Source organism: Emticicia sp. CRIBPO, from assembly GCF_009905725.1.
GTDB lineage: Bacteria > Bacteroidota > Bacteroidia > Cytophagales > Spirosomataceae > Leadbetterella.
Genome location: NZ_JAAAKV010000007.1, coordinates 78,638 through 96,414 on the forward strand (window position 1 = coordinate 78,638; position 17,777 = coordinate 96,414).

Genomic DNA, 17,777 nt, shown 5'->3' on the forward strand with positions numbered 1-17,777 from the left:
TTTTTCTACCCCCTCAATCGGTGGGTAATTTTTTTTTAATAGGACAATAGTAAATGTGTTAAGTAAATAGTACGATTATGGCGTTTCAATATTACACCCAGGAAGGATTCGACAATTTGAAAAACAAATTGCACGAAATGAAAACAAAAGGCCGTGCCGAAATAGCACGTCAGATAGCGGAGGCGAGAGACAAAGGTGATCTTTCAGAGAATGCAGAATATGACGCCGCCAAAGATGCTCAGGGATTGATGGAGTCGGAGATTTCAAAACTGGAGGTTCTGATGTCGAATGCCCGTATTCTTGACGAATCAACACTGGACATTTCAAAAGTTTCACTGATGAACAAAGTGAAAATCAAAAACAAGAAAAGCGGAGCTATTATGACATACACCCTTGTGGCAGAAGAAGAAGCCGATTTAAAGCAAGGAAAAATTTCAATTAATTCACCATTCGCGAAAGGGCTGCTGGGTAAAGTGGTAGGTGATACCGCCCAGATCCAGGCTCCTGCCGGTATGGTGGAAGTGGAAGTCGTGGAGATTTCCCTGTAACATTCTTTATCCAAAAATAAGGGCTGCAAATCTGATTTGCAGCCCTTATTCTGTTATTAAACACCTGGTTTACAACTTCTTCACCGACTCGTGTTCAAAAGTGAGCTTGCCACCCGCATCATATTCCCTGACCGTAAAAGGCTCTGCAGCATCATAACAATCAGCAGCATATTGGGTTTCTTTCTTCCGGCGATTGCCCCCTTCATAATATTCTATCCACTTTCCTACCCTTACCCCATTGTCAAGTTTTCCTTCTTCGGCCAGCGTTCCGTCTTGGTGAAATTTCCAGTAACTTCCCGTCTGTTTTCCAAATAACATCGGTATTACTTCTTTGACTTTGGAGCTATCGCCATTATAATAAGTGATCTGTGATTCTGCATAAAACCCTTTGTTATACACTTCTTTCTGGATCAGCACGAAATCCTTATCCTGCTCCTCTCCGTATTCCTCCCAGCGGCCGTGCTTTGCTCCCAGGTAATAGTAGCCATCTTTTATGAGCACATCCCCTCTATATTCTTTGTAAGGGCCATGCATCAGTTTGTTGGTTTTTGCATCCCGCTGAATGGCTTCCACTACTTTTTTGGTTTTCAGATCATACCAGAACAGCGAACGGGTGTAAGGATTAGGCCTGGAATGTTCTTTAAGGGTATAAAACTCCATATAAATCATCCTCTCGCCGGAACCTCTTTTGTAGATTTGTTTTTCAACAGCCATCTTTTCATAGGTCCTTCCGTCAAAAGCATCAGCTTTGGCTTTCTTCCTGTTTTTTCTCAGTTTTTTAGATTTGGCTTTGGCATCAGAAGCAATGCCGGGCAATGCTTCGTTCAGAAACTTTTTGGCATCCTCCACATTCGTGATCTTATTATCACCGGGCAGATTGACCGAAGCTTTAGGCAATCCGATATCTACCGGAACGATGTCTTCGATTTTTTCTTCGAGGGTCATTTTTTTTCGTTCCGCCTTCTTTTGCTCTTTTGTCTTTGCTTTAGGAATGATATCCTGAGCATGAATTTTTAGGACAAAAACCTGAAATATAAGGTATATAAAAAGAAATCTTTTCATTTATGATTACTCCATTGTAAATTTAAGAGTTGATTATTCATTCGAAACGCAAAATTCTAAAAAAAATTGGAAACTTCTGCTAAAATCTATGTTGCCGGTCATAATGGTATGGTCGGATCCGCCATCGTCAGAAAATTAAAATCTTTAGGCTTTACCAATTTCTTACTTCGTTCGTCCAAAGAACTTGATCTCAGAAACCAGCAGGCAGTTTTAGATTTTTTAGCCACAGAAAAACCCGACTACGTTTTTCTTGCCGCGGCCAAAGTAGGCGGTATTGTAGCTAACAACACTTATCGTGCCGATTTTATATACGAAAATATACAGATTCAGAACAATGTCATTCACGGCTCTTATTTATCAGGTGTAAAAAAACTGATGTTCCTGGGGTCATCCTGTATCTATCCCAAACTCGCTCCGCAGCCGCTTCGTGAGGATTATTTACTGACAGGCCTGCTTGAACCTACCAATGAGCCTTATGCCATTGCCAAAATAGCGGGTATCAAAATGTGTGAGGCTTACAAAGACCAGTACGGCTGTAACTTCATATCCGTCATGCCAACCAACCTGTATGGCCCAAACGACAATTATGACCTGCAGAATTCTCACGTATTGCCGGCCATGATCCGTAAGTTTCATGAAGCTAAACTGAACGGCAGCGAAGAAGTTGAACTTTGGGGAACGGGCTCGCCGATGCGTGAATTCCTTCATGCCGACGACCTGGCCGAGGCTTGTGTATTCCTGATGGAAAATTACAATGACTCGACCCTCGTCAATATCGGAACGGGTGTGGATGTAACCATCAAAGAACTGGCTGAAACCATCAGGGAAGAGGTCGGTTTTGAAGGAAATATCAAATGGAATACCGACAAACCGGACGGAACGCCAAGAAAACTGATGGACGTGAGCAAACTTCATGACCTGGGCTGGAAACACACCATTGAGCTGAAAGAAGGTATCAGGTTGGTATATGCCGAATACAAAAGCCGTACGGCCTGAGTTTAATTCTTTGTTAAGTTTTATAGCAAAGTAAACTTCATCAGGATTATCCGGGTTTAATTTGATAATTTTGTTTCTGAACAGACACATGTTGTGCCCTGTTAATTCCTGATGAATTTGCCACGATGAAATTTAACAAAGAGGTATCGTTTCCACTCATAAGCTCTATCCTTTTTACGATTACCCCTTTGGTAAGTACCTCTTTCCTGACCATTTATGTACTTCAGTATCAGGATTTCCTCAATACCCTGGGTTGGGCCGACTGGTTTTATATATCCCTTGTTTTCACGGTCACTTCAGCATTGGCTCTCAGTCCTCCGACATTTCTTGCGGTTATTCATGGCTATTTTTTAGGGTTTGAAGCCCTTCCTTATCAATTTATGATTAACATGGGGGCTATTATTCTTGTCAATCTTGTGGTCAGGAAAATAGACAACAACCGGTTTATCGAGATATTGTCAAAAAATCCGAAAGTTGCAGGCATCCTCAACGGCATCAAAAAGGAAGAGTTAAAGATCATTTTCTTTTCCAAACTTTCACCCGTCCTTCCCTTTGCCCTCACTAATTTTGTATTTGCGATTTCCGGTGCCCGTCTCAGAAACGTTCTTTTGGGTGGCTTCATGGGCATGATTCCGAGAACCGTCCTGGCCGTATGGACCGGCTCACAAGCCAAAGAAATCCAGACCCTGATCGAGCATCCCAACCAGGGATTGTTTCAACAGGTCTTCATTCTCATCCTCCTGATTGCGTCAGTAGTGGGCTTGTCGATGGTATTCAGGAAGGTTTTGAAGCCTGCTGAATGATGCTATAACGTTATTAATCACCCCGAAAACAAAAAACCTCCCCCGTTTCCGGAAGAGGCTTTTATTTGATATGATCTATATTAAGCCGGGAACGACTTGGATATGTCTGTAAAATCTCTTGATTTCAGTGAGGCTCCGCCTACCAGTCCGCCGTCAACGTCAGGCTGAGAGAATAGCTCCTGTGCATTACCCGCACCCACACTTCCTCCGTAAAGGATCGAAATCTCTTCGGCCACTTCCTGTCCGTATTTAGACGCCAGGTGGTCACGAAGTACCTTGTGCATTTCCTGAGCCTGTGCCGAAGAAGCCGTTACGCCTGTACCGATAGCCCAGATAGGTTCGTAGGCAATCACTACTTTTTTCAGATCATCAGCCGACAAATGGAAAAGGCTGTTGGTCAATTGTCCAGAAACAAAATCAAAATGAATACCTGCTTCTCTTTGTGAAAGCGTTTCTCCACAACAGAAAATCGGGGTCAATCCGCCGGCTAAAATGGCATCTACCTTCTGAGCTACAAATTCGTCAGATTCGTTGAAGTATTCCCTGCGTTCGCTGTGACCAATAATCACATACTTAACACCAGCAGATTTCAACATCGATACAGACACCTCTCCGGTATAAGCTCCTGATTCTTTCGGGTGACAGTTCTGAGCAGCCAAAGCCACTTTCGGTGTGTCAATCAGTTTGCTGAATGAGCTCAAATAAGGAAACGGAACACCTAAAACCACCTGAACATTAGGGTTTACCACTTCGTCTTTAACCATATTAACTACTTCAGAAAGAAGGATCTGACCTTCTTCAAAAGTTTTATTCATTTTCCAGTTACCGGCAGCGTACTTTTTTCTCATTTTGACTTAGAATGCTTGATTTAAAATTTCGCAAATATAATAAGTTATAAGCCTTTTTTTCATTAATTATTGATTTTATATGGGTTAAGAATCCGCTTCGCTTCAAAACACCTGCTTAGATATTCATCAAAAAAAATGCCCCCGACAAAAGCAGGAGCACTTTAGACTATAAGAAACTATAAATCTTATTTTTAATGGAGAAAGGAAAACGGAGGACGGGGAAAGCAACTGACTTTACCGGACTCGCCGCTTATCTTCCGGATTTATGCGGGAGGAAAGATTTGAAGGAATCCATTCTCTTTTTCCCTGCTCCTTCTTCCTCTCAATTATTCAATCACCATGTTGTGATAAACGTTTTGTACGTCATCATCTTCGTCCAGTTTTTCAAGAAGCTTGTCTACATCAGCAGCTTCGGCTTCTGTCAGTTTCTTGGTGTCTGTCGGGATACGTTCAAAATCCGCGTGAAGCAGTTCATATCCTTTCTCTTCCAGGAATTTCTGGATAGCTCCGTATGCCGAAAATTCTCCGTAAACATTGACCTGGTTAGATTCTTCATCCAAAAACACGTCGTCAGCACCGAAGTCGATCAACTCAAACTCCAGCTCTTCCACATCTATATTATCTGTCTTGGCGATTTTAAATACACATTTACGCTCAAAAATAAAGTCGAGCATACCGTTGGTGCCCAAACTCCCCCCGGTTTTGGTAAAGTAACTTCTGACATTGGCTACCGTACGGTTGTTATTATCGGTAGTACATTCTACCAACACCGCCACACCGTGTAATCCGTATCCTTCCAAAACAATCTCTTTGTAATCCTCCTGGTCTTTTGAAGAAGCCCTTTTAATGGCACTTTCCACGTTGGCCTTCGGCATGTTGGCTGCCTTGGCGTTCTGGATAACCGCTCTCAGACGCGAGTTGGCATTGGGATCAGGTCCGCCTGATTTCACAGCCATTACTATATCTTTACCGATACGGGTGAAAATCTTCGCCATTGAACTCCAACGTTTCATTTTTCTGGCTTTCCTGAATTCAAACGCTCTTCCCATGTTATGGTTTTGTCAAATGTAGTTTTATAAATTTGGTGCGAAATTACACATAAATCAAAAATTTAATGCAAATTGCCTTACAAAAAATATATTAACCTAAGCCCGACGCACCCATGGAATTGACGAATACCGTATTTTTGAATATGGCCATAGGATTATTCTTCAGCATTTTATTCCTGCAATCCGGACTCGACAAAGTCTTTGATTTTAAAGGAAATAGCGGTTATATCAAAAGTGTCTTTGAAAAAACACCGCTCAAAAATATATCATCCCTGCTTTTCATTACCATTACCATCCTCGAGATCTCGGCAGGGGCATTCAGTCTGTCTGGTGTTTTTTATTATTATTTTAAAGGCTCTCTGCAACTGCTTACCTTCGGACTGCAGCTTTCCGCTCTGAGTTTGCTGGGTCTGTTTTTCGGACAAAGGATCTCTAAGGACTATGCCGGGGCAGCTTCGCTAGTGGCTTACTTTCTTCTGGCTGTTTTCGGTTTGTATGTCGTTGGCTGATTTTGGACGACTATCTCAACCTTCATTTCGACCTTTTATCAAAACAAGCCCTTGCGGTGACTTAATCCTGGTATTTTTGTTAAAAATCATATTTATTTGACTTTTAACAAAGAAATACTCTTTTTCCTGAGTACCCTGGGTTGGTTTAACGGATTAATACTGAGCAGTTATTTCCTGTTCTTTATTCCCAAAAAAACGCTTCCCAATACTCTTTTCGGTTTATTGTTGCTGGTTTTGAGTATCCGCATCAGTAAGTCGGTCGTGTGGTATTTCTATCCGGACCTGCCTGTTTTCTTTATACAACTGGGTCTTGCGGTTTGTTTTCTCATCGGTCCCTTATTATTCTTCTATCTGAAAGCCGTCTCCGAACAAACCAAAACTTTCCCCGGAGAATGGGGCATCATACTTGGAAGTTTTGTTATGGCTTCTGTCCTCCTCATGCTCTTTTTTACCGACAAGCCCCAGCTGTATTTGTGGAAAAAGTACTTCGTCAAAATCACTTACGGAGAATGGTTCCTGACGGTGCTTATTTCCGGGATCTTCATTATTCCATTGCTTAAAAAACTGAGAACGGGCTATGTAACCCTGCATGAAAAATGGGTTCTGGCGGTTTATTTCAGTAATCTCATGATTGCCTCCAACTTTGTAGTGTCCTATCTGGACATCCTCAATGTGGCATACATCACCGGCGGGCTCACCTTCTCACTACTTATTTACCTGAACATCCTGATACTGTTCTACAGGAAAAAGACCGGTTATCTGTTTAGCCCCGAACCCGAAAAATACAGTAACAAAAAAATAAGCCCGGACGAAGCCGGGACCTTGATTCTAAAACTTGAAACAGCCTTAACCGAAAAAGAGATTTACAAAAACCCCGATTTGAAGCTCCCTGAAATGGCGGGATTACTCCATGTTTCAGTACATCAGTTATCTCAATTACTCAACGACAACCTGCAGAAAACCTTCCCTGTTTATCTGAACGAATTCCGGGTTAAGAAAGCCTGTGAAATCATAGACGCTGCTCTGGATTTTAAAATAGAAGCCATCGGTTATGAAGTGGGTTATCATTCAAAATCCACTTTTTTTGCTGCTTTCAAAAAAATCACCGGGCTCACCCCAAGCCAGTATAAGGCCGCCAAAGTATTCTGAAAAGGGCAATTCCAGGTATTTCTTGTTCAGATTTATAGATCAGGACTTCATTTCCTGATCCTGAAAGCATTTTTGGGCTTTCAACAAAATAAAAAATCTGATCAAAATGAAGAAAAAGCAATTATTACTGACGCTGATTTTATTCCCTCTTCTTTCTTATGCCCAAACCACCAGAAAAATCCTGATGGTGGTGAGTAGCTATGGTAAAGATGCAGGCAAAACACGGCCCGGGTTTGAGTTCGATGAATATTCCCAGGCGTACCTGACTTTTAAGGCGAATGGTTTCGAAGTCGATGTGGCCAGTCCAAAAGGCGGAGCGGTGGAGCCAGACGGATACAATGCCAAAAAAGAGTACAACAAAGCTATTTTAGCTGATGCCAAGGCTACCGGATGGTTAAAAAACACCCTTCCGACAGCATCTCTAAAGGCTGCGGATTATGCAGCCGTCTATGTTGTCGGTGGAAAAGGGGCTATGTTCGATCTACCTTTTGACCCTTCACTTCAGGAAATCATTACGCAGATCTACCAAAACAAAGGGATTATTTCCGCTGTTTGCCATGGCCCCGCGGCTTTTGTCCATGTGAAACTTCCGGATGGGAAATACCTGGTGGAAGGAAAAGCCATCACGGGTTTTTGCAATGATGAAGAAACCATGTTCGGCAAAAAATGGCAGAAAGAATTTCCGTTTATGCTTGAAGACAAACTGAAGGCGAGAGCCGGGATCTATGAAAAAGCCGATGTTATGTTGCCTCATGTGAGTATTTCGGGGCAATTAATCACCGGCCAAAATCCCTATTCTACCAATGCTCTGGCGGAGCAGATCGTACGCTCTCTTGGTACAGAACCTGTATCCAGGCAACATTTCCCGGATGAAATGAGCATGAATCTTGTAAAAAGAGCCCTGGGTGGTGAATGGGACCAGGTAAAAAATAAAATCAAGGTCAGCAAGGATAAGCTTGATATTGAACTCATAGCGGTTTACGGCTATTACCGCTCGATGGGTGCCAATGGTGATAAAAAAATCAGTAAACTGGCACTGGATGTCATGGAACTGGCAACCCCTTATTACTTTAATTCTGCTCTTCAACTGGAACGGGCTACGTGCTATAGAAACCTGGATGACAAGCCGACTGCGAGGAAGCTACTGGAGGAACTCATCGCGAAAGAACCTGATTCAGACAAGGCAAAAAAGATGCTTGAGGAATTAAACAACAAGTAGTTTCAGGACAAAACAACCCGGCACTGAAATTCATAATAACAATTAAAAAACGTATGGCAATATTTCATAAAAGTATTGCCATACTCCTCTTTTCCTTCTGCTTGTTTTTTCACTGATCATAACAGCCATGCTACTGAATAATAGTCCATTTTGATTGATTTTACCTCATTTGTCCCCTTTTTCAACTATTTCTTCCATAATATTCCAACCAAATTATATCTTTCTGAATCATTGTTATTGAAAAGGGTTTTAAGGGAAAGGAAGATGGCGGAGGGGTCAGTTATGATCTTTTCGCCATCCTACTGAAATCAAGAGAATTACTAACCATGTATTACAGATTAATTATAACGGCATTTTTTATATACGGTGTGATGGCCTGCAAAAGCAGTGACATGATGCCTCAGCAAAGCAACAACCCGAACTGGGACATGAACAACCTTTCCAATGGCGGAAAAGGAGGCATTGTTGCTCCATTCGGAACATGGAAAATGGTGGCTTATGAAAACAACATCACGACTTCTTACGACGTCAGCATAGAAATCAAAAATGAAAAAAATGAGACCGGACAATACATCATCAACGGTAAAGGCCCCCTCAATTTTTACTTTGCTTTCTTCACCTCAGAGTTTGAAAAAAGAACGATGGTGGTAACAGGCGTAGGAGGAACAAAAATAAAAGGCTCTGCCGAAGAAGTTGCCTTTGAAGAAGATTACTGGAACCGCTTATCGAAAGTTGAAAGGTACGAAGTGCTTAACAACGGCCAGACGCTGGTTCTGCACTTACCGGAAAAAGAAAACAAAAAAATCACTTACAAATTTATTAAAGGATAATGAAAAAGGCACTCTTAATGACTGGAATCTCCCTGGCCCTGGTTGGCGGTTTGTCCAATTGTGCGGTCGTTGAACCGAAAGAAAATGTCGAAGTAAAAATCCCGGCTGAGTTTTCAGGAAAAACGAGTGCTTTCGCATTCGATTTCTGGAAACAGATTCATAAAGCCGAAGCTAAAAACAACAACTATTTTGTCTCACCACTCAGCCTCCACATCGCTTTGGGTATGCTGCTCAACGGAGCAGATACTGAAACCAAAACAGAAATACAGAAAACACTGAAACTGGACAACGCCAGTCTTGAAGAAATCAACAGCTCTTACAAGGAGCTGATCGAAAAGCTGCCTAACCTTGACCCGAAGGTCAAAAACACGATTGCCAATTCTATCTGGCAGGAGAAAACTTTCCCGGTACAAGCCACTTTCACCGACGGATTGAAAAGCAATTTTAACGCACAGCTGTACTCTGAAGACTTCGGAAACCCGGCGACGGTCAACAAGATCAATCAATGGGCGAGCGACAACACCAATGAAAAGATCAAAAAAATACTGGACAGCATTACGCCTGACCAGGTGATGTTTCTGGTGAATGCTCTTTATTTCAAAGGCGACTGGAAAAGCGAGTTTGAAACCAAAAACACTTCCAAAGCCGACTTTAAAGGCTCTGCCTCTACAAAGCAGGTCGACATGATGCACAAGCAGGAAGAATACCTGTACACAGAAAATGAAAACTTCCAGATGATCGAACTTCCTTATGGCAATGACAAATATGCCATGAAGGTCATTCTTCCCAAGAGAGACATAGATGCTCTTGTCAACAGCTTTAACCAGGAAACCTGGGCAACTGCAGGCAAAGGCATGGTCAAACAAAAAGTAAACTTCGGATTGCCAAAGTTCAAAATCGAGTACAGCAAAAAACTGAATGAGATACTGGAAAACATGGGCATGAAGAAAGCTTTCACAGACGGAGCAGATCTTTCGAAAATATCTCCTCCTGCCGGCAAAATCAAGGTGGGTTTTGTCAAGCAGGATACCTATGTGGCAGTAGACGAAAAAGGAACAGAAGCCGCGGCGGTAACCACCATCGGTATTGTCCTTACCTCAGTTCCGATCATCAAGGAAATGACTTGTGACAAACCGTTTTTATTCGTGATCAGCGAAAAAACTTCGGACACCATCCTTTTTTTGGGGAAGGTATCCAACCTTTAAGATTCTGATCGCTTAACCTTTTAAAACTTCAACCTTATGAAAAGAAATTCTACCCTCAATGGGCTGATCCTGCTATTGGCAATCCTGACAGGTTTATCTTCCTGTACAGACAATTGTGAAAAAACCAGGGTCTACCGGACTACCGTTGCCTTCCAGATCGGCCGTGAACAATTAAAAGCAGGTATCCAGAATGCAGCTCCCCAGGAAATCGAAAATCCCGGAAAAATATATGCCATCGGCAATTTCCTTCTGATCAATGAAGTAAAAAAGGGCTTACACATCATTGACAATACCAACCCTTCATCTCCCCAAAACGTAGCATTCTTCAAAATCCCCGGGGTGATTGACATGGCGGTTAAAGGCAATATCCTTTATACCGACAACTACACCGACCTGGTGGCTTTCGATATCTCAGATGTCAAAAACATCAAAGAAGTAGGCCGTAAAAATAATATGTTCGTCAACGGCATGGTAGATGGTATCAGCTGGTATTATGACCCTTATTCGAAGATCATTACCGATTATGCCTGGAAAACAGTCACCGAAAAAGTAAAAACAGGCTGTGGTGAAGGTTCTACTGTCTGGCCCGGAGGAGGGGTCTATTACGATACCGGATTCTTCAATGGTTCAAACGGAACCAACGGCTCTGCCGCAGGAACCAACGGACAGGGCGGATCAATGGCCAGGTTTACCATTTACCAGGACTACCTGTATGCGGCCACCCAGTCAGACCTCCTTGTTTTTGATATAAAAAATCAGCAGAAACCCGATTCTATCAGTAAAGTTAACCTGGGATGGGGTATAGAAACGATCTTCCCATACCAGGACAAACTGTTCATCGGCTCCAACACCGGCATGCATATTTTTGACAATTCAAATCCTGCCAAACCGGTGAGAACATCCATCTTCCAGCACGTAAGGGCCTGCGACCCTGTGGTCGTGGAAGGAAACAAAGCTTATGTAACCATGAGAACCGGGATTTGCGGGGTTGCTCCCAACCGCATGGATGTGGTGGACGTCAGCAACCTGAGCTCTCCGCAACTGATCAAATCCTACGAAATGGAGAATCCTCATGGCCTGGCTATCAATAACGCAAACCTGATGGTCTGCGAAGGGCAATTTGGTCTCAAGAGTTTTAATGCCGCCAATGCTTCTGATATTACTTTAAATCAGCACATCAAAAATATTGATGCATTTGATGTCATTCCTGTCAGCAACACCCTGCTGATCATGATCGGGAAAGACGGGCTTTATCAGTATGATTATTCTGACCCGAAAAACCTCAAATTATTAAGTCATATTAAAGTTAAAAGCATTTGATTATGAAAAAGATATCTTTACTCTTTTGTCTGGTGTTGCTGATTTGCGGTCAGGCTTTCGCTCAGGAAGAAAAGTCGTCTTTCTTCAAAGAACACCCTTTTGTTAATATGACTGAATTCGGCGGTTTGTTTGGCAGGGTAAGGGTGCCCAGCGGCTATTATTATTATCCGTCTTCCAGTTCTTACTGGCCGGGGCCGTCGACCATTACCTACAAAATGAAAAATGCAGCCAATATTTCCGTTCAGACTTTCAACGGGATATACCTCAACCATAAAACTGCCGCCGGCGTAACCATAGGAGCAGACTGGTATGATGCGGCTCTGATCGTTCCGGTTTCTGCAGGACTCAGAAGGGTTTTGGTAGAGAAGAAAAACGGGGGGTCTTCGCTGGTGGCCAGCCTGGATGCCGGCTATGGAACCACCCTGCTCCAGGAAGATGACGAAAATATAAAAACAAAAGGCGGTGTCATGATTAACCCGGCCATCGGGTTCAAATTCCCGATGCGGAACGGATCAGCCTGGTTGCTCAACTTCGGATACAAATATCAGAAACTGACCGTCGATGATCTTATCCGTGAGAATGACATTTACAATATCAGGGGATCAGAGAGCCGTAATCATAACCGGGTTCAGATCAGGCTTGGGTTTCAGTTCTGAAACATATAAAAAGGGCCGTAAATCAGAAATTTACGGCCCTTTTATTTTATCTTTTTTTCCTCCTGGAAGACGATTTACCTGAAGATTTCCCGTCAGATCTGCCTCCACTGCCTCTCCTTCTGCCTGAGTCACGGGAAGGACGCGACGAACCGGAAGATGAGGATACAAATTTACTCCCCTCCACACTTACCAGCTCCAGATCCATGCTTCTTTTTTCAAGGTCAGTGGCTTTGATTGTAACCTGAGCAACGCTCCCGAATCCGATCACTTTTCCTTTTCTTTTACCAACGATCCGGTAATTTTCAGGGTCGTAATCGTAAAAATCATCCGTCAGATCTGCCAGCCTGACCATGCCTTCACAACCTGTGCCTTCGATCTCAACAAAAATACCGAAATCAGTTACACCGGTCACCACACCATCATAAACAGCACGCCTGTCCTGATAACTCATATACTCGACCTGCTTATATTTGATCGAAGCCCTTTCTGCTTCAGCAGCCAGTTTTTCCTGTTCCGATGAATGCTTAGACTTCTCATCAAAATCAGCCTGGTTAAGGTCTTTGCCGCCGTCCAGGTAATGCTGGAGCATGCGGTGGGCCATCATATCAGGATAACGCCTGATGGGCGAAGTAAAGTGACTGTAATGATCAAATGCCAGACCGAAGTGTCCCAAAGTCTGCGTCGAATACCTGGCCTTGGACATGGTCCTGACGGCCAGCGATTCCAGGATATTCTGCATCGGTGTACCTTCAATCTCCGTCATGAGGTTGTTCAGCGATTTCGACAAAACGGTCTGATTCCCGGTTTTGACGGTGAAGCCCAGCTTACCCGCAAATTTGGAAAAAGTCTCCAGTTTCTCAGGGTTAGGTGGTTCGTGTACCCGATACACCATCGTGAAAGGATTCTTCACTTCACCATTTTCGTCTTTATTCAGGTTATGTACAAATTCTGCTACTTTTTTATTGGCCAGAAGCATAAACTCCTCGATCAGCTTATGAGCGTCTTTTCTCACTTTTACATAAATGCCGACAGGTTTGCCTTCTTCGTCCAGGTTAAACTTCACTTCATTGGTTTCGAAGTTGAAAGCTCCTTTTGAGAACCGCTCCTTTCTCAGGATTTTGGCGATGGTATTGAGTTTATGTAAAATCTGAATGTAATGATCTCCTTCTGCGGTCTCATCCAGGTCCAGCAAGTCCTGGGCCTGCTCGTAAGCAAATCTTCTGTCTGAATGAATGACGCCTCTCCCAAACCACTCAGAAATTACTTTTCCGTGGTCATTCATTTCAAAAACCGCTGAGAAAACCAGCTTGTCCTCGTTCGGCCTTAATGAACAGAGATTATTCGACAGCTTTTCCGGCAACATCGGAATGGTCCGGTCTACCAGGTAAACAGATGTGGCTCTTCTGTAGGCCTCTTCTTCCAGTTTGGTCGAAGGCCTCACATAGTGGGTCACGTCCGCAATATGCACCCCGATTTCGTAGTTGCCGTTCTCCAGGGCTTTATAACTGATGGCATCATCAAAGTCCTTGGCATCATGAGGGTCAATCGTGAAGGTCAGTGTTGATCTGAAATCCCTTCTTTTGCTAATTTCTTCCTCCGTGATCACCTCGCTGATGGCTTCTGCCTCAGCAATGACTTCTTCAGGGAACTTAACCGGCAAGCCAAATTCCGCCATGATGGCGTGCATTTCAGCATTGTTATCTCCGGATTTTCCTAAAATGTCCACGACCTTGCCGGTCGCTTGCGTCACTTTGGTAGGATACTGCATCAGATGGACAATCACCAGGTCGTCTTTGGACGCTCCGTTGATGTTTTCCCTGGCAATAAAAATATCCTCATGAAAACCTTTGTTATCGGGTTTTACCAGGGCATAGTTCCCGAAAGTCTTGATCTTCCCGACCACTTCGGATCTTCCCCTTTGCAAGACTTCAATGACTCTTCCCTCGGGATTTTTACCGTTCTTTCTTTTGCCTGTGATCTTCACCTTTACCTTGTCTCCGTCCAGGGCTCCTTCCAGGTCATTGGCTTCCACATAAATATCGGATTCGTTGTCGTCATACCTGATAAAAGCGAATTTGGGATTCACAAAATCCACCTTACCTTCAATCACGGTCGCATCCGCAGATTTGCTTTCGCCTCCGTTCTGTTCGCCTGTGTTCTGAATATATCGTCCCCTGCCCACTTGTCTGAGCTTGCCTTCTTCTTCAAGTTCCTCCACCATCAACCTCACAAATATTTTTTCATCCTGGTCATAAACATCCAGGTGATTGTACAAATCCGTCAATGTATAGACTCTCCCTGTATTCTGAGAGAAAAAAGCGTGGACCTCTTTCTTCTGTTCTGCGTATTGTGTTTTTTTCTTTCTTTTGGCCATTAATAGTAATGATTTCAATAAAATATAAAAGTATTCATAATATATAAATCTACAAATTTTCCCGAGATTTGCAAATTATTTATAATATACTAACAACAAAACCCGAAATGAAGTTTATTCAGGGCATTCTGCCCCTTGTTTTTCTATTGCTTTCATCGGCCGTTTCCGCTCAGAATGATGAGAAATACATCATCCACATTAAAAAAACCAAAGAGCTTATAAAACTCGACGGCCTGCTAGATGAGGCCGTATGGCAGCAATCAGACGTAGCCAAAGACTTTTTCCTCACACAACCTTACGATACTGCTTTTGCCGGGCTTCAGACCGAAGTCAGGATCCTTTTTGATGACAACTTTATTTATGTGGCCGCCCGGATGACCGAGCCTCGGGAAAACTACATTGTTTCTTCTCTCAAGCGTGATTTCCCGGGTGGCACCAGTGACGTTTTTGTGGTCAATATCGATCCTTTCAAAGATAAACTCAATGGTTTTCAATTCGCGGTTTCTCCGCTCAATGTTCAGCGGGAGGGGCTGATTTCTTCGGGTGAAAACACCGATAATTCATGGGACAATAAGTGGTATTCTCAGGTTAAAAACTATGATGACCACTGGGTGGTCGAAATGGCGATTCCGTTCAAAACCATCAGGTATAAGTCTTCAGAAGGGGCCAATACCTGGAGGATCAATTTCAATCGCAACTCCATGAAAACCAACGAGATTTCGAACTGGACGCCGGTTCCGAGAAACTTTGCATCCAGCAACCTGGCCTTTGCGGGGCTTATGGTCTGGGATGACGCCCCACCCAAGCCGGGAGTTAATATTTCTGTGATTCCCTATCTTTCCGGAGGTTTGTCAAAAGACTTTCCACGCCATGCCGAAGATTTAAGCCCGCAGAATATTGTGAAAGACAAGACCGGGGGTATAGGCCTGGACGCCAAAATAGCGGTAACGCCCGCCCTTAATCTTGACGTGACGATTAACCCGGATTTTTCCCAGGTAGAGGTAGATAAACAACAAACCAATTTGTCCCGTTTTGAGCTGTTTTTCCCTGAAAGAAGACAGTTTTTTATCGAAAATGCAGACCTTTTCGGCACTTTCGGGTTTCCGGATACCCGGCCCTTCTTTTCCAGGAGGATAGGCATCACGCGGGATCCTGCTACCGGAAACAGCCGCCAGGTACCGATACTGGGCGGGGTAAGACTCAGCGGTAAAATCAATGACGACTGGAGGATCGGTGTCATGAATATGCAGACCAAAAAAGTAAAGTTCAGCAACGGTTCTTATAACCCTGCTTCCAATTATACCGTGCTGACTGCCCAGAGAAAGGTTTTCGACAGGTCTTCCATCGGGGGAATCCTGGTGAATAAAGAGAACTTCCTGTCCGACATTCCGGGTACAGATCGCGGGAATTTCAACCGGTACAACCGGGTGGCAGGGCTTGAATTCAATTACTATTCACCTGATAACCGGATCGAAGCCGAAACTTACTATCATCATTCCATTCAGCCCAATCAGCCTTCTGATGCCGGAAGTTTTGCTCATTATATGGGCTATCATCACCCCAACGTGGACATTAACCTCGGTATGACCCGGATTGGCGAAAACTACAGGGCTGAAACAGGGTTTGTACCGAGAAGAGGGCTTTATAATCTCTTCAGGCCGGTTTCTTTGATACTAAATCCTAAAAAAGGGTCGGTTTCAAAACACATCAATTCTTACGGAATCGGCACGGAAGGAAGTGACAATTTTGACCTGAAGGGCAAAAGACTCGACAGCGAAACCAACTTTTTCGGATTTATCAAACTTCCCAGCCAAACGGAGTTTTATGGTGGTTACTATATGAATTTCGTGCACCTGTTTGAAGAATTTGACCCCAGCAATGCTTCCGATAACCCCGACCCTGATTTCTCAAGGGATGTGGTACCACTTCCGGTGGGGGACTACCGTTCCAGGGGTTATTTTGTGGGCGTTGAGACGGGCTCGCGGGGAAACTTCCAGGTGAACTCCAATTTGTCGTGGGGGGGGTATTTTAATGGTAAAGGTATAGAACTGGAGAGCAGTCTTGCCTACAGGATCCAGCCGTATGGATTTGTGACAGTTGACCTTAATTACAACAAAATTGAACTGCCAAAACCTTATAAAAGTGTCAGTTACTGGCTGGTGGGACCCAAGGCCGAAATGGCATTTTCCCGGTCTGTGTTTTTCAGTGCTTTCTTTCAGTACAACACCCAGACCAACAATACAAACATCAACAGCAGGCTGCAGTGGAGGTTCAAGCCTGTAAGTGATTTTTTCCTGGTTTATACAGACAATTATTTCTCGCAGGATATTCCTCAGTACAGGATCAACAGCTGGACACCTAAAAACAGGGCTTTGATTCTGAAGATTACTTATTGGTTAAATGTTTAAATATTACATCAGACAGGTTTTGACCCCAAATCGCGGAACTCTCCGGGTTTCAGGTCTTCCAGCAATACATTCCCGACGCGGATTCTGATGAGTTCTGTTACTTCATAATGTAGCTTGTAGCACATTCTCCTGATCTGGCGGTTCAGTCCCTGCACCAGGATAATGCTGAAAGTATGCTCATCGATTTTAAAAACGCGGCACGGTAATGTCATTTTACCCATGATGGTGATTCCTCCGGCCATTGAGCTGATAAAATGTTCGTCGATTATCTTATCCGTTTTTACGCGGTATTCTTTCTCTGTCTGGTGCTCTTTTCTCAGGGTTTTGTCAAAAAAACTTCCGTCGTTGGTCAGGATGAGCAAACCCTCTGATGCCTTGTCGAGTCTGCCGACCGGGAAAACCGGTTCTTGAAAAGGCAGGATATCTTTCAGGTTATCTGCAATTTCAGGATTGAGGGTTGTTTCTATACCCCGCGGTTTGTAATAAGCATAATACACCATTTTCTTGCCTTCTTTCAGGATTTCTCCCTGGTATATCACTTCGTCGGAAGCTTCAATGATGAGGTTTTCAGAGACAGGAGTGCCGTTCAGCATGACCTCTTTGTTCAGAATAATTTCGAGAGCTCTTTTGTTAGATATCTGAAGTTTTTTGACAAGCAAGTACTGAAGACGGTTCCGGAAGGTCATTAATCTGTTATTGAAAAGGCAAAGGTAAAGCTAAAAAAGGCATGCTCTGAATATAGCACTTGGGTTTTTCGATTTATATCCGGAAATTTGGGCTTTGAAGTCAAACCCCTGCAAA

General features: G+C 43.5%; 16 protein-coding genes. 11 read left to right on the forward strand and 5 right to left on the reverse strand.

The window, feature by feature from the left end; translation table 11 throughout:
• The first annotated feature begins 77 nt into the window (after positions 1 to 77).
• Positions 78 to 548: a transcription elongation factor GreA gene (greA, locus tag GVN16_RS15230; protein WP_166564774.1), complete on the forward strand. Its 471-nt coding sequence runs from the start codon at positions 78 to 80 to the stop codon at positions 546 to 548.
• 69 nt (positions 549 to 617) lie between these two features.
• Here greA and GVN16_RS15235 read toward each other — a convergent pair whose 3' ends face one another.
• Entirely contained in the window at positions 618 to 1,493 is an 876-nt protein-coding gene (locus tag GVN16_RS15235; protein ID WP_166564775.1) for a toxin-antitoxin system YwqK family antitoxin, read from the reverse strand.
• Positions 1,494 to 1,676: 183 nt separating this feature from the next.
• Between GVN16_RS15235 and GVN16_RS15240 the strand changes: the two genes are divergently transcribed.
• Together GVN16_RS15240 and GVN16_RS15245 are read left to right on the forward strand one after the other, a co-directional pair.
• Positions 1,677 to 2,606, forward strand: a complete 930-nt coding sequence (locus GVN16_RS15240; RefSeq protein WP_166564776.1) for a GDP-L-fucose synthase — start codon at positions 1,677 to 1,679, stop codon at positions 2,604 to 2,606.
• Between the two features lie 125 nt (positions 2,607 to 2,731).
• Entirely contained in the window at positions 2,732 to 3,409 is a 678-nt protein-coding gene (locus tag GVN16_RS15245; RefSeq protein ID WP_166564777.1) for a TVP38/TMEM64 family protein, read from the forward strand.
• A gap of 80 nt (positions 3,410 to 3,489) precedes the next feature.
• On the opposite strand, the gene tpiA is transcribed toward GVN16_RS15245, so the two are convergent.
• On the reverse strand, positions 3,490 to 4,257 hold the full coding sequence (tpiA, locus tag GVN16_RS15250; RefSeq protein ID WP_166564778.1) for a triose-phosphate isomerase: 768 nt from the start codon (positions 4,255 to 4,257) through the stop codon (positions 3,490 to 3,492).
• Positions 4,258 to 4,583: 326 nt separating this feature from the next.
• Complete coding sequence (locus GVN16_RS15255; protein ID WP_166564779.1) at positions 4,584 to 5,306, reverse strand: YebC/PmpR family DNA-binding transcriptional regulator; 723 nt, start codon at positions 5,304 to 5,306, stop codon at positions 4,584 to 4,586.
• A gap of 113 nt (positions 5,307 to 5,419) precedes the next feature.
• Between GVN16_RS15255 and GVN16_RS15260 the strand changes: the two genes are divergently transcribed.
• The 7 genes from GVN16_RS15260 (at position 5,420) to GVN16_RS15290 (ending at position 12,194) form a co-directional block, all read left to right on the forward strand.
• Positions 5,420 to 5,815 carry a DoxX family membrane protein gene (locus tag GVN16_RS15260; RefSeq protein WP_166564780.1) on the forward strand — a complete coding sequence of 132 codons (396 nt, stop codon included), beginning with the start codon at positions 5,420 to 5,422 and terminating at the stop codon, positions 5,813 to 5,815.
• Positions 5,816 to 5,911: 96 nt separating this feature from the next.
• On the forward strand, positions 5,912 to 6,964 hold the full coding sequence (locus GVN16_RS15265; RefSeq protein WP_166564781.1) for an AraC family transcriptional regulator: 1,053 nt from the start codon (positions 5,912 to 5,914) through the stop codon (positions 6,962 to 6,964).
• 106 nt (positions 6,965 to 7,070) lie between these two features.
• Positions 7,071 to 8,183 (forward strand): DJ-1/PfpI family protein, encoded by a 1,113-nt coding sequence (locus GVN16_RS15270; RefSeq protein WP_166564782.1) that lies wholly within the window; start codon positions 7,071 to 7,073, stop codon positions 8,181 to 8,183.
• 326 nt (positions 8,184 to 8,509) lie between these two features.
• Positions 8,510 to 9,013 (forward strand): hypothetical protein, encoded by a 504-nt coding sequence (locus GVN16_RS15275; protein ID WP_166564783.1) that lies wholly within the window; start codon positions 8,510 to 8,512, stop codon positions 9,011 to 9,013.
• A 17-nt stretch (positions 9,014 to 9,030) separates the two neighbouring features.
• Positions 9,031 to 10,218 (forward strand): serpin family protein, encoded by a 1,188-nt coding sequence (locus tag GVN16_RS15280; RefSeq protein WP_229244194.1) that lies wholly within the window; start codon positions 9,031 to 9,033, stop codon positions 10,216 to 10,218.
• Between the two features lie 36 nt (positions 10,219 to 10,254).
• Complete coding sequence (locus GVN16_RS15285; RefSeq protein ID WP_166564785.1) at positions 10,255 to 11,538, forward strand: LVIVD repeat-containing protein; 1,284 nt, start codon at positions 10,255 to 10,257, stop codon at positions 11,536 to 11,538.
• A 2-nt stretch (positions 11,539 to 11,540) separates the two neighbouring features.
• Positions 11,541 to 12,194 (forward strand): hypothetical protein, encoded by a 654-nt coding sequence (locus GVN16_RS15290; protein ID WP_166564786.1) that lies wholly within the window; start codon positions 11,541 to 11,543, stop codon positions 12,192 to 12,194.
• A 46-nt stretch (positions 12,195 to 12,240) separates the two neighbouring features.
• Here GVN16_RS15290 and rnr read toward each other — a convergent pair whose 3' ends face one another.
• Entirely contained in the window at positions 12,241 to 14,568 is a 2,328-nt protein-coding gene (gene rnr, locus GVN16_RS15295; RefSeq protein ID WP_166564787.1) for a ribonuclease R, read from the reverse strand.
• A gap of 107 nt (positions 14,569 to 14,675) precedes the next feature.
• On the opposite strand from rnr, the gene GVN16_RS15300 reads away from it, so the two are divergent.
• Positions 14,676 to 16,976 (forward strand): DUF5916 domain-containing protein, encoded by a 2,301-nt coding sequence (locus tag GVN16_RS15300; RefSeq protein WP_166564788.1) that lies wholly within the window; start codon positions 14,676 to 14,678, stop codon positions 16,974 to 16,976.
• Positions 16,977 to 16,984: 8 nt separating this feature from the next.
• Here the strand turns inward: GVN16_RS15300 and GVN16_RS15305 are convergent, their stop codons facing one another.
• Positions 16,985 to 17,662: a pseudouridine synthase gene (locus GVN16_RS15305; RefSeq protein ID WP_166564789.1), complete on the reverse strand. Its 678-nt coding sequence runs from the start codon at positions 17,660 to 17,662 to the stop codon at positions 16,985 to 16,987.
• Positions 17,663 to 17,777: the final 115 nt, after the last annotated feature.

What these genes read in the sequence shown, in the direction of transcription:
- greA (WP_166564774.1), top strand. Translation starts at nt 78, where the DNA reads ATGGCGTTTCAATATTACACCCAGGAAGGATTCGACAATTTGAAAAAC.
- GVN16_RS15235 (WP_166564775.1), bottom strand. Translation starts at nt 1,493, where the DNA reads ATGACCCTCGAAGAAAAAATCGAAGACATCGTTCCGGTAGATATCGGA.
- GVN16_RS15245 (WP_166564777.1), top strand. Translation starts at nt 2,732, where the DNA reads ATGAAATTTAACAAAGAGGTATCGTTTCCACTCATAAGCTCTATCCTT.
- tpiA (WP_166564778.1), bottom strand. Translation starts at nt 4,257, where the DNA reads ATGAGAAAAAAGTACGCTGCCGGTAACTGGAAAATGAATAAAACTTTT.
- GVN16_RS15255 (WP_166564779.1), bottom strand. Translation starts at nt 5,306, where the DNA reads ATGGGAAGAGCGTTTGAATTCAGGAAAGCCAGAAAAATGAAACGTTGG.
- GVN16_RS15260 (WP_166564780.1), top strand. Translation starts at nt 5,420, where the DNA reads ATGGAATTGACGAATACCGTATTTTTGAATATGGCCATAGGATTATTC.
- GVN16_RS15270 (WP_166564782.1), top strand. Translation starts at nt 7,071, where the DNA reads ATGAAGAAAAAGCAATTATTACTGACGCTGATTTTATTCCCTCTTCTT.
- GVN16_RS15275 (WP_166564783.1), top strand. Translation starts at nt 8,510, where the DNA reads ATGTATTACAGATTAATTATAACGGCATTTTTTATATACGGTGTGATG.
- GVN16_RS15280 (WP_229244194.1), top strand. Translation starts at nt 9,031, where the DNA reads ATGACTGGAATCTCCCTGGCCCTGGTTGGCGGTTTGTCCAATTGTGCG.
- GVN16_RS15285 (WP_166564785.1), top strand. Translation starts at nt 10,255, where the DNA reads ATGAAAAGAAATTCTACCCTCAATGGGCTGATCCTGCTATTGGCAATC.
- GVN16_RS15290 (WP_166564786.1), top strand. Translation starts at nt 11,541, where the DNA reads ATGAAAAAGATATCTTTACTCTTTTGTCTGGTGTTGCTGATTTGCGGT.
- rnr (WP_166564787.1), bottom strand. Translation starts at nt 14,568, where the DNA reads ATGGCCAAAAGAAAGAAAAAAACACAATACGCAGAACAGAAGAAAGAG.
- GVN16_RS15300 (WP_166564788.1), top strand. Translation starts at nt 14,676, where the DNA reads ATGAAGTTTATTCAGGGCATTCTGCCCCTTGTTTTTCTATTGCTTTCA.
- GVN16_RS15305 (WP_166564789.1), bottom strand. Translation starts at nt 17,662, where the DNA reads ATGACCTTCCGGAACCGTCTTCAGTACTTGCTTGTCAAAAAACTTCAG.